At 35.6% G+C, this 12,475-nt stretch carries 10 protein-coding genes; 3 read left to right on the top strand and 7 right to left on the bottom strand.

The features are described from left to right. Nucleotides 1–4 precede the first annotated feature (4 nt). The 7 genes from H3T83_RS07730 to H3T83_RS07700 form a co-directional block, all read right to left on the bottom strand. Complete coding sequence (locus tag H3T83_RS07730) at nucleotides 5–1,306, bottom strand: pyrimidine-nucleoside phosphorylase (RefSeq protein ID WP_198215480.1); 1,302 nt, start codon at nucleotides 1,304–1,306, stop codon at nucleotides 5–7. Between the two features lie 151 nt (nucleotides 1,307–1,457). Then, nucleotides 1,458–1,874, bottom strand: coding sequence for a cytidine deaminase (locus H3T83_RS07725; protein ID WP_305040921.1), 417 nt, complete (start codon nucleotides 1,872–1,874; stop codon nucleotides 1,458–1,460). A gap of 7 nt (nucleotides 1,875–1,881) precedes the next feature. Further along, nucleotides 1,882–3,858: a bifunctional 2',3'-cyclic-nucleotide 2'-phosphodiesterase/3'-nucleotidase gene (locus H3T83_RS07720; protein WP_198215479.1), complete on the bottom strand. Its 1,977-nt coding sequence runs from the start codon at nucleotides 3,856–3,858 to the stop codon at nucleotides 1,882–1,884. Between the two features lie 26 nt (nucleotides 3,859–3,884). Continuing rightward, nucleotides 3,885–5,054: an adenosine deaminase gene (gene add, locus H3T83_RS07715; protein WP_081300009.1), complete on the bottom strand. Its 1,170-nt coding sequence runs from the start codon at nucleotides 5,052–5,054 to the stop codon at nucleotides 3,885–3,887. A gap of 302 nt (nucleotides 5,055–5,356) precedes the next feature. After that, the gene (locus tag H3T83_RS07710) at nucleotides 5,357–6,610 is read right to left on the bottom strand and encodes a nucleoside permease (RefSeq protein WP_065578321.1); all 1,254 of its coding nucleotides are present in this window, start codon (nucleotides 6,608–6,610) and stop codon (nucleotides 5,357–5,359) included. 199 nt (nucleotides 6,611–6,809) lie between these two features. Further along, nucleotides 6,810–7,523, bottom strand: coding sequence for a purine-nucleoside phosphorylase (gene deoD, locus H3T83_RS07705; RefSeq protein WP_198215478.1), 714 nt, complete (start codon nucleotides 7,521–7,523; stop codon nucleotides 6,810–6,812). Between the two features lie 57 nt (nucleotides 7,524–7,580). Beyond that, nucleotides 7,581–8,810 carry a phosphopentomutase gene (locus H3T83_RS07700; protein WP_198215477.1) on the bottom strand — a complete coding sequence of 410 codons (1,230 nt, stop codon included), beginning with the start codon at nucleotides 8,808–8,810 and terminating at the stop codon, nucleotides 7,581–7,583. Between the two features lie 482 nt (nucleotides 8,811–9,292). Here H3T83_RS07700 and murB point away from each other — a divergent pair, with 482 nt between their 5' ends. From murB to birA, 3 genes are read left to right on the top strand one after another with little or no spacing between them, the layout of a single operon-like run. Next, nucleotides 9,293–10,303: a UDP-N-acetylmuramate dehydrogenase gene (gene murB, locus H3T83_RS07695; protein WP_198215476.1), complete on the top strand. Its 1,011-nt coding sequence runs from the start codon at nucleotides 9,293–9,295 to the stop codon at nucleotides 10,301–10,303. Nucleotides 10,304–10,339: 36 nt separating this feature from the next. After that, on the top strand, nucleotides 10,340–11,452 hold the full coding sequence (locus tag H3T83_RS07690; RefSeq protein ID WP_065650915.1) for an MFS transporter: 1,113 nt from the start codon (nucleotides 10,340–10,342) through the stop codon (nucleotides 11,450–11,452). Between the two features lie 7 nt (nucleotides 11,453–11,459). After that, nucleotides 11,460–12,413, top strand: a complete 954-nt coding sequence (birA, locus tag H3T83_RS07685) for a bifunctional biotin--[acetyl-CoA-carboxylase] ligase/biotin operon repressor BirA (protein ID WP_065578326.1) — start codon at nucleotides 11,460–11,462, stop codon at nucleotides 12,411–12,413. Nucleotides 12,414–12,475: the final 62 nt, after the last annotated feature.

Genomic DNA, 12,475 nt, shown 5'->3' with positions numbered 1-12,475 from the left:
AAAGCTATTCCGTAATTACTTTAAAAATTAATTGTGGCTGTTCAGCGCTATCACTAATAGTAATATTGTCATACAGTTTTTGTTTTATTGTATCAATACGATCACTACTTGCGTGAATAGTTAACAGTGCTTCACCTATTTCAACTTTATCGCCGACTTTTTTATGTAGTACGATACCAACCGCAGGATCGATAACATCTTCTTTAGTTGCTCGACCTGCACCCAGTTGCATCGCAGCAATACCAATTTGGTCTGCAATAATCCGTGATACATAACCTGCTTTTTGCGCTGGTAAATCAATTTGGTAAGGAGCATTAGCTAATTTTTCCGGATGATCAACCACCGAACTATCACCACCTTGAGCCTCAATTAGCGTTTTAAATTTTTCAATAGCCTTACCATTTTTAATCACTTCTTGTAGTTTTTCTCTTGCTTCATCTAATGTTTTAGCTTTATTGGCTAATACCACCATTTGACTGCCAAGCGTTAAAACGAGTTCAGTTAAATCAGCAGGGCCATGGCCATTTAAAGTATCTATGGCTTCTTTAACTTCTAATGCATTACCAATAGCATAGCCTAACGGTTGAGACATATCAGAGATAATCGCCATAGTCCTACGACCAATTTGATTACCAATATTGACCATTTCATGAGCTAATTTTTCTGAGTCTTCCATGCTTTTCATTAAAGCACCGTCACCAGTTTTAACATCTAAAACAATAGTATCTGCACCAGCTGCAAGTTTTTTACTCATAATTGAGCTAGCAATAAGAGGAATAGAGTTAACCGTACCTGTTACGTCACGTAATGAATAAAGTTTTTTATCAGCAGGGGTTAAGTTGCCAGATTGACCAATGACAGCGACACCTTTTTGATTAACTTGATCGATAAATTCTTGTTTATCTAATTCAATTTTAAAACCAGGTACGGTTTCAAATTTATCTGTCGTTCCGCCAGTATGGCCTAATCCACGACCGGACATTTTAGCTACTGGAATATCTAATGCTGCAACTAAAGGTGCTAATACTAAGGTAGTTGTATCGCCCACACCACCTGTTGAATGCTTATCGACTTTAATACCTTTAATTGAGGATAGGTCAACGGTATCACCTGAATACATCATCGCACTAGTTAAGTCAGCACACTCTTTTGAAGTCATACCTTGATAATAAATCGCCATCAGTAGGGCACTGACTTGATAATCAGGAATAGAACCATTGGTATAGTTGGTTATAAAAAATTGAATCTCTTCGGTTGTTAGAGCATTGCCATCACGTTTTTTTTCAATAATATCTACAAATCTCATTACACATCTCTCTTAATATCTATAAAGCAAATTAGGATTATATTCTTCTCATCCAAAATTTGGATTGATGATTGTGCTAATCTTGGTTAATTATCATCAATCGCTTTTTTTATTTTTCAATATTGCTAAATTACATAGTTCAATAATAAATCTAATCTAAATCACTCGGTGAAAATGACCAAGGTAACAATTCTCCAACAGTGGTTTCTTGGATTTTGCCTTGCATATTGGTCAAAATAACTGGCATATCTTTAGCACAAAACTCACTGATTACTTGACGACAAGCACCACAAGGTGAGATAGGCCCTTCAGTATCACCAATCACAACCAATTTTTTGAATTTTTTCTTTCCTTCTGATACTGCCTTAAAAATCGCTGTTCTTTCAGCACAGTTAGCAAGTCCATAGGAAGCATTTTCAATATTACAACCTAAAATTGCTTCATCATCTTCGGTAATTAATACCGCACCTACTTGAAATTTAGAATAGGGTACATAAGCTTTAGAACGTGCTGTTTTTGCTAGTTCGATTAATTTTTCAATTTGCATAGTCATAATCTTTGTCGTCATCAAGATGTTATCGGTTTTTAGACTGTAAATTTGTTGGTGCTTGTAAATTAAGTTGATAGACACCAAAGCCTAAATTATCTTTTTCAACAAACTTAGTTGGATATAATGAATGTGTTTCAATATAAGTTTTAGCTTCATCAGTTGGTGAAGATTCAAAACGAATATCCAAATTAGTTTGGCTGGTAATTGGTGCAATTCGCCAGTTATTATCAACAGTTACATTAACTTGTCCATGCTTTTTAGTGTGATTAGTTATGTAAGCTGAAAGAATAACTCTTAAATCATCAGGTGAATTAAATTTAACATTTTTTCCACCGGTACCAGGAAATGCGCCGGTATAAGCACGATAGTTATTGGTAGCAATTAAAAATGCTTGATTTGGATCAATTGGTTTTTGTTGATAGGTTAAATTTACAATACGTTCTGATTCAGGGTTAATTAATTGACAACTACCATCGTAACGGGCTGGTTTAGTGATATCAATTTCATAACTTACGCCATCAATATTATCAAAATTATAAGTTCTAAACTTATCCCAATTGATTAAATATTGTGGTGTTGATGAATTAATGTCAATTTGATTATAAACACCTGCTGAACATTCCAACCACTCTTTAACCTCTTTTCCAGTAATTTTTACGGCAGATAAAATATTTGGATAAAGATAGATATCGGCTGCATTCCTAAATGTCAAATCCCCTTTTTTTACCTCAACATAAGCTGTCGGATCATTTTTGCGACCGCCAGCTTTAAATGGTGCAATAGCCGATAAAATTGGTAATCCATCTAGATCAGGATCACCTTGCACAAATTGTTTTACATAATCAATCTGTGCATCGCTAATAATCTGTAAAGCGGAGGTATCTTCGACTAAGGCTAAATAACTATTGATATCGGTTGATACCTTACCAATTGGTTTACCAACAAATTCACGGGTACCTTCATGATCATCTTTTAATACTTTGGTAATATTTTTATTGGCATCAACAAGTGCTTTTTTATTTTTATTATCGAAGATAGGGCGGGCTTCTGATTTACCAGAAACAACTTTCCAGTTAGATTTGTCTCCTTCAATCACTAAGTCGACTACACCTAAATGACTTCCCCATTGTCCGGGCATCACCGCCGGTATATGGTTAATATTTCCGGTATTAATATCGGTATTAGGTAGTGATTTAAAATCATCACTTGGGAATACGCCATGAGAATGGCCAAACATAATGGCATTAATACCTTCAACTTGACTTAAATAGTAAACCGAATTTTCCGCTAAAGCCTTATAAGGTTCCGCAGAAACGCCAGAATGGGGAATCGCTACAATAATATCTGCCCCCTGTTTTTTCATTTCAGGTACCAACTCTTTGGCGGTTTGGGTAATATCTTTGACTATTACTTTTCCTTCCAAATTAAGTTTATCCCATTGCATGATTTGTGGTGGAACAAAACCAATATAACCGATTTTAATAGTGTGTTGTTTACCGTCTCTATCAACAACCGGTTTATCTAGAATAATATATTGTCTGAAGAAAGGTTTATTCGTTTTGGCATCATAAACGTTGGCATTAACATAAGGAAAATTTGCCCCAGCCTGACTTTTTTGTAAAAAATCCAAACCAAAATTAAATTCATGATTACCGATATTACCAACTACATAATCCAGCGTATTAAGGGCTTTGTAAACCGGATGAATATCACCTTTATTCAATCCTTTATTAAGCGCATAATCAGCCATCGGACTACCTTGAATCAGATCACCATTATCAACTAATACGCTATTTTTTACCTCTTCCCTCGCTTGATGAATTAAATTGGCTGTTTTAGCTAAACCAAAGGTATCAATATACTGATCTTTAAAATAATCGTAATTCATCATATTACCGTGCAGATCAGTCGTTTCAATAATTCTTAAATCAACCGTTGCTGCTTGCAGTGTTCCAGAAATTAATAGGGTAAGTAGGCTTAGGGTTAGTCGAGTTTTATTCATATTTATTTCCTATTTTTCTGATACGGTTATCCATTAACATGTTGTAATAATAAATCTTGGTATTTTTTAAATCTGGCAATAATAGCCGGATGATACTGGTTAGTATTAATTGCTTGTTGTAAAGATCGTTTATCATTGTTGTTAAAACAAGATAAAACTTCGTTTAATAAACGTGTTTTTTCGTTAGACTCAACGAATGCGGCATCAATTCCACAAAGGGTAATATCAAATAATTCCAAACGTGAAAAATGAAACGCTTGCTCGGCTAGCTGATACTCTTTTTCGATATCGGTACCAAAAATACCAGCATCGTCGGTATTAAGGGTAATTCTTACCCCTTTATCATAAAGTTGTCGAATTGGGTGATTATGAATATCACCATGTAAATTATTGACTAAAATACGATTACTGGTGAGAGCTATTTCTAACGTGATTTCGTTATCAACTAATTGTTTAATCAAGCTATCATCTTCAATTGCTGCGATACCGTGCCCGATACGATTTGCACCATGTTTCAAAGCTTGAATAATACTTTCAGCCGAATCAATTTCACCTGCATGATAGGATTTTTTTAAATTTAATTTTTCAGCAAGTTGATGAGCTTTTTCAAAATCATCAAAATGCCCAGCTTTTTCATTGCCGGCAATATTAAATCCAGTAATAAATGGATGCGGATTATTTTCGATAAAATGCAATGTATCGTATACTACTTCGGCGCCAAGATGGCGTACGCCAATAACATGATATCGTACCGTTATATTATGCTCTTTTTGAACATCGATAATCGCTTTATCCATTTGATTTAGTGTTTGTTGAAATCTTGCTTGATCCCAAACAACTTTACCTTGGTTTTCTGTTGCACAAATATGATAAGGTGACAGAAATAATTCGCAATAAATTAACCCTTGTTTAGCATTTCTACTTAAAAAATCGTAGGTAATTAAGTAATAATCGTCAGGATTTTTCACAAAATTAGAAACAGTATCATAGGTTTGGATAAATGAAACAAAGTCAGATTCATCATAATTATATCGACCATTTTTATACTCGATCTCATTATAATCGCCGATTTGATAACACAATGAATCAGGAAAAGGTAGATGATTTTTATCGGCTAGTTTTTTAGCCATAAAGGGAGTAATACTGCCTTCTACATGCTCATGAAGTATAACTTTTGGGATTATTTGCTTATTCATCTAATTCTAATCTGTTCAATTATGCTTATAGGGCACTTGTAATAGTCATATTTCAGCAATTGATTAGAGTAACAAAAGCTGAATTGGCACTCTTTTTACAAGCATTTTATTCTACCTTGATAAGACACTTATTTTCCATACATTTTGTGTGACTTATCGAATTTATGTGAGGCTGGTAACATTTTAGCCTAGTTAAGAATTAGGCAACAATTTAACGGTTGCCTAATTATTGATGTTATTAAGTTACTAGCTAATAACCTGATTCAACTATTTATTTTAATATTAATTGAATTTTATGTTAGTTAGTTTCTAACGGTTGCAGTTTTTTGCTCAGTAGTATCATTTTGGAAAATTAAAACAAAAATAATTGCAAGCACTAATGAATAACCTGCAAAGACAAGCCATACATTATGCCAATCAATACCCGCTTCTGAAGTATAGTGATCAACAACAATACCACTAATCATTGAACCTAAATAAGCACCAATACCGTTAGTCATTGTCATAAATAATCCTTGAGCACTGTTACGGATGTTAGGTGATACTGTTTTTTCAACATACATTGAGCCTGAAATATTATAGAAATCAAAGGCACAACCATAAACAATCATCGATAACAGTAACAGTACAAAGCCGAATGGTGATGGATCGCCGTAAGCAAAAAGACCAAAGCGAGCAACCCATGCCAACATACTGATTAACATCACGTATTTAATACCAAGTTTTTTCATAAAAAATGGTACAAATAAGATAAATACGACTTCTGAAATTTGTGAAATAGATAATAAAACTGATGGGAATTTAACCACTAAACTATCTGCATATTCTGGTACTTTATCGAAGTCATGTAGAAACGGATTACCAAAAGTATTAGTAATTTGTAAAATCCCACCTAATAACACAGCAAATAAAAAGAAGATAGCCAATCTAGGTTGTTTTAATAATATAAATGCATCTAAACCTAATGAACTTATAATAGACTTTTCTTTGCCATCATTTTTTGCAACTTCAATTAAAGGTAAGGTTAATGAATAAAGACTCAATAAAACTGAACTACCAGCTGCAATATAAAGTTGCATATTACTGAGTTCTAACTGCATAAAGCTAACCATCCACATTGCTACGATAAAACCGATAGTGCCGAAGATTCGAATTGCCGGGAACTGTTCGATAACGTCTAGTCCTTGTGATTCTAAGCAAGAGTAAGAAATTGAATTAGAAATTGCAATGGTTGGCATAAATGCAAGACAATGGATAAGCATCACACTCATCATTAAAAATGGCGATGTGATAGATGCAGCGATAAATAAGGTTACTGCACCAATCAAATGGCAAAGCACATATAAGCGGTTAGCAGGTATCCATCTATCAGCTACGATACCAAGCAGACTAGGCATAAATACTGAAGCAATACCCATGGTGCCATATACGGCGCCAACTTCAATACCAGTAAATTTTAATTTAATCATCATATAGGAGCCTAAGGTAATTAGCCAACTCCCCCAGATAAAAAATTGTAAAAATAATATAACTTTCAGTTGTAGCTTGGTATTCATTTTGATTCCTTATTAAATGAGATCTTTCTAACCTATTAGATAAAAATTAATGAATAAAGATAAAATTTTGTTATTACTATTAATAATCTAGTTATAACGCTCAACAACATTTACCGTTAATAATAACGTCAATGTTAAAATTCTTGGTTCCTCTTTTTTGAGTAACCAAAAAAAATGGCAGATATTCTGCCATTATTTATTATGAATTAACTAATACCGACTCTAAAGCGACTGTAATCATCTCTTTAAAACCCAGCTGGCGCTGTTCAGATGACATAGCTTCGCCTTTGCGAATATGATCTGAAACTGTACAGATCGCTAATGCTTTAGCTCCGTATTCTGCTGCTACACCATAAATACCAGCGGCTTCCATTTCGACGCCTAGAATATTGTATTTTTCCATAATATCGAAAAGATCAGGCTCGACGCTATAAAATAGATCAGCAGAAAAAAGATTACCCACTTTAACATTCACATTTAATTGTTTCGCTGCATTAACAGCATTACAAATTAAACCGAAATCAGCAATGGCGGCAAAATCATGATCTTTAAGACGTAACCGATTGACTTTTGAATCAGTGCAGGCACCCATGCCAATAACCACATCACCAAGATTGACATCGGGGCTGATGGCGCCACATGAACCGATGCGAATGATGTTTTTAACATCATAAAATTTAATCAGTTCAGTTGTGTATATAGAACAAGATGGAATGCCCATACCATGCCCCATAACAGATATTTTCTTTCCTTTATAGTCACCGGTAAAACCTAGCATTCCTCTAACATTGGTAACTTCTTTAGCATTCTCTAAAAAAGTTTCGGCAATAAACTTAGCGCGTAATGGATCGCCGGGCATCAAAACCGTTTGAGCAAAAGCGTCATCGGCGGCGTTAATATGTGGGGTAGGCATTTAAATCTCCTGATTTATTACTAAAAAAACGTTACTACACTAACAAAAAACAGCTTACTATTTGCGAATAAATGATTCACCATAATCCATTGGTGATAAATCAAAATAATCGGCAACACTTTGTCCTATATCAGCAAATGTTTTACGATGACCTAATGACCCAGCAGGAACGCTATCACCGTAAACTAAAACTGGAATATGTTCACGAGTATGATCCGTACCAGACCAAGTTGGATCACAACCATGATCGGCACTAATAATTAAAAGATCGCCCGGCTCAATAAGCGCTAACATCTCAGGCAAACGTTTATCAAAATATTCTAACGCTGCTGCGTAACCAGCAACGTCACGTCGATGACCATAAGATGAATCAAAATCAACAAAATTGGTAAACACAATCGTGTTATCTTTCGCTTGTCTGATTTCTTTTAGTGAAGCATCAAATAACGCTTCAATACCTGTTGCTTTAACTTTTTTTGTAATACCCACTTCGGCATAAATATCGGCAATTTTACCGATCGACACAACATTACCTTGTTTTTCATCAACCAATTTTTTTATCATTGTTGGCGCCGGTGGTTCGACAGCTAAATCATGGCGATTACCGGTACGGACAAATTCACCAGGCTTATTACCTAAAAATGGTCGAGCAATAACGCGGCCGATATTATAATCGCCTTTATTAAGCTCATCACGCGCAATCTCACAAACTTCATAAAGCTTATCTAGACCAAAAGTCTCTTCGTGGCAGGCAATTTGAAAAACAGAATCAGCAGAGGTATAAAAAATAGGTTTACCGCTCGACATATGCTCAAGGCCAAGCTCATCAAGAATCACGGTACCCGATGAATGGCAATTACCCAAATAGCCCGGTAAATTAGCACGTTTAACAATCTTATCTAATAATTCTTGCGGAAAGCTGTTGGTAGTATTGGTAAAGTAACCCCAGTCAAATAATACCGGTACGCCGGCGATCTCCCAGTGACCAGATGGCGTATCTTTACCAGATGAAATTTCACTGGCATAACCATAAGCACCAATTACATCACCTTTGGTAGCCATTCCTTTAGGGTATGCACCTGTAGATTCATAAGCGGCCTCGATCAAACCTAATTTCCCTAAATTTGGTAATCTTAATGGTCCTTGTCGACCATGATCTGCTTTACCTAAAGCACAAGCTTCGGCAATATGACCTAAAGTATCCGAACCTTCATCGCCATACTTTTTGGCATCTTCAGCACCGCCGATCCCGAAGGAATCGAGGATCATAATAAAAACTCTTTTCATAATTTCCTCTAAATCTCAACTACCATAAAACAGAGCTACCATCTTGAAGCATAACTTCATTTAAAACCGTGATCGATAACTTATTTCTCGAATTTTATAAAATAATAATAACGTTTACCATAAGGCTGAGTAAAATAGATTATAACTAAATTTATAAAAAAGATCGTTTGGTTAGCTATAATACATGATAAAAAAAAACAAAAAAGGGATTAGCTCATATTCATTGATTATTTGGCTAATCTTTTGACATTTTTATCAATAAATAAAAAGTCAAGATAAGTAAAAAAATAGTTTAATCCATAAAAGATCGTTTTGCATTGTGTTAAGATAGCAAATAAATAAACAATGATTAAATAAAGTGTTTTATCAAAAATTGATAACGCATTGATTGATTAATTCTAAATACTGAATGTCTATCAAAAGCGTCAAATAAAATTGGTTTAATCGAATTTAAAAGTATTTTTTATAAAAGGTAGTCATTAATGAACCAAAAAATTCCTAATACATTTGCTCTAGATGTTTATGCCAACCGGGTCGAAACAGTCACAACTGTTGAACAACTAATGCAAGTTTGGAAAAACAATCTCGATAATCAACCTTTTATAATTATTGGACAAGGCAGTAATACATTATTTACTGAAAATTTTGCTGGTACAATCATAGTTAATCGAATTAAAGGATTAACCATAACCGAAAGCGCGACTCACTGGCATTTAAAAGTGGGGGCCGGCGAATATTGGCATGATTTAGTTTCTAACACTATTAACCAGAACATCCCTGGCCTTGAAAACTTGGCTTTAATACCCGGTTGTGTTGGTTCTGCACCCATCCAAAATATTGGCGCATATGGGGTTGAATTTCAAAAAGTCGCGGATTATGTTGAATTACTTGAATTTGCAACCGGTAAAATTATTACTGTCACTGATGGTCAATATGGCTATCGTGAAAGCATCTTCAAACAAAAATATGCCAATGATTATGCCGTTGTCTATGTTGGTATCAAATTACCAAAACAGTGGAATCCAGTACTAACTTATGGTGAATTAAGAAATTTTGATGCAAATAGCGTCACCCCTAAAATGATCTTTGATAAAGTGTGTGAAATCCGTCGAAGCAAATTGCCTGATCCTAATGTACTAGGTAATGGTGGAAGCTTCTTTAAAAATCCGATAGTCGATAAAAAACTTGCGGATAAACTACTTGAAAAATATCCAACAATGCCTATATATCCACAAACAGCAGATCAAATAAAATTAGCTGCCGGTTGGTTAATTGATCAGTGTGGTCTAAAAGGATACCAAATTGGTGGTGCAGCAGTCCATCAACAACAAGCTCTGGTATTAGTCAATAAAGATAATGCGACCGCGCAAGATGTTGTCGCATTAGCGCGTTATATCATCAATGCAGTATTGCAAAAGTTTTCGGTGCACCTATCGCCTGAAATTCGATTTATGGGAGCGACAGGTGAAATTGACGTGGATAAATTTTTATAAATACGTCCTAAAAACAACAAAATTACTTACAAACTTATGAAACATTCGTATTCATTTCCTATTTTATTAACGAGTCTACTATTTGTTACCATCGCTTTATCGGCACTCAATACCCAAGTGCCGCTTTGGTTAGTCCGTGAAAATTTTTCGCTTGGACAGATAGGTTTAGTTGGTTCAAGCTATTTTACTGGTAACTTAGTAGGTACCATCATGGCAAATTGGTTTATTAGCCGATTTAATGCCAGATTTACTTACACCTACAGTTGTATCATCTTTGCAATTGCGACTATCGGTTTAAGCTTCTCAATGGATTTTTACAGCTGGGCTATCTGGCGATTTTTCATTGGGATCGCTTGTGCTGTTACTTGGGTGGTGATTGAAAGTTGTATCTTAGTTACCGGTACGGTGCGTACCCGCGGCAAAATGTTGGCGGTCTATCTCACTACCTACTATTTAGGCACCGTATTAGGGCAAGCTTTGCTGCAATATTTTCCGCAAGAGGTTCTCTATTTTGGTTTAGTGATTGCCGTATTAATGGGATTAGCCATCTTATTTATATTGTTAACCCATTACAAATTACCGAAGAAGAAAAAAAGCAGTTTCAACATTATGCCAATGATAATGTATAAACCTTCTCGCGTTGGCTTGATTGGTTGTGCGATTGCCGGTATGTTAATTGGTTCACTCTATTCGTTAATGCCAGCCTACTATTCACATCTGGGCTACAGCGATAACCAAGTCGCCAATTGGATGGTACTACTAATACTTTCTGGTGTGATTGCCCAAATGCCGGCTAACTGGTGTGCAGATAGGTTTGGTCGCCGTATTGTATTGTTAGTTGAATCAATTTTCATGATGATCGCCTGTGGCTTGCTGATATTCAACGTTTACGGTGTATTAGCCATTATTCTACTTGGTGCCACCATTTACACCATTTACCCAATCTCCATGGCGTGGGCTTGCTCATGTGTTCGCAAACAAGAAATTGTATCGATGAACCAAGCCATGCTATTAACCAATACACTCGGAAGTCTAGTTGCTCCGGCAGTGATAGCTTTTATAATGGACACATTAAGCAATACTTACTTATTTATTAGTTTTGCTATAATTTCACTCTATTTTGTTGTTTTATTATTGCTCAAAAAGTGAGGATTGAATGCGCAGCAACCAAAATCCATTGAAATTAATCAATATATTAGCTGATGGACAGTTTCACTCAGGTGAGGAACTTGCCAACCAATTTGGCATTACCCGTGCTGGCATCAACAAATATATCAAAGTACTACGAGATTGGGGCATCACCTTATCATCCGTACAAGGTAAAGGTTACTGTTTAGCATCACCAATTGACTTACTCGATAAAGTCAAAATCGACGAAAATTATGGTGAGGATAGTCATGTAGAGGTGTTGCCGATCATCGACTCGACCAACCAATATCTATTAAATAATATTGAAAAATTACAAACAGGTGACAGTTGTGTAGCCGAGTTTCAATCTAAAGCTCGAGGCAGACGAGGGCGACAATGGTTCGCACCGTTTGGCAGTAATCTTTACTTTTCGATGTATTGGCGACTTGATCAAGGTATTGCAGCTGCTATGGGACTAAGTTTAGTGGTTGGTATTGTGATGGCTGATACATTACGGGAAATCTCTGGTCAAGATATCAAAGTTAAATGGCCTAATGATTTGTATCTTGATGATCAAAAACTTGCAGGCATATTAGTCGAACTTGCGGGTAAAACCGGTGATTGCGCGCATGTTGTTATTGGTGTGGGGGTCAACTTAATGATGACCAACCCCGATCCCAACATCGTCAACCAAAAATGGGCTAATTTAGGTAAAGTTGATCGCAATTTACTGGTAGCAAAGGTAGCTAAAAACCTCAAAACTAAACTTCGTGACTTTGAACAACACGGTCTAACACCATTTCTTAATGATTGGCAACGACTTGACAATTTTGTTAATCGCCCGGTTAAATTATTAATTGGTGACAATGTGATCCGAGGTGTTGCTAAAGGTATAAATGAGCAGGGTGCATTACTTTTAGAACAAAATGGCGAAACCAAGGCGTTTATCGGTGGCGAAATTTCATTAAGGAGTGATGAATAAATAGTCAATAGTCGCTGTCACAAAATTGCCCCATTTAAGCATAAATGGGGCATGATAAAATT

This window comes from Gilliamella sp. M0320, from assembly GCF_016101635.1.
GTDB lineage: Bacteria > Pseudomonadota > Gammaproteobacteria > Enterobacterales > Orbaceae > Gilliamella > Gilliamella apis.
Note: the sequence above shows the minus strand (reverse complement) of the source record. Positions and strands in the feature narration are given on the sequence as shown.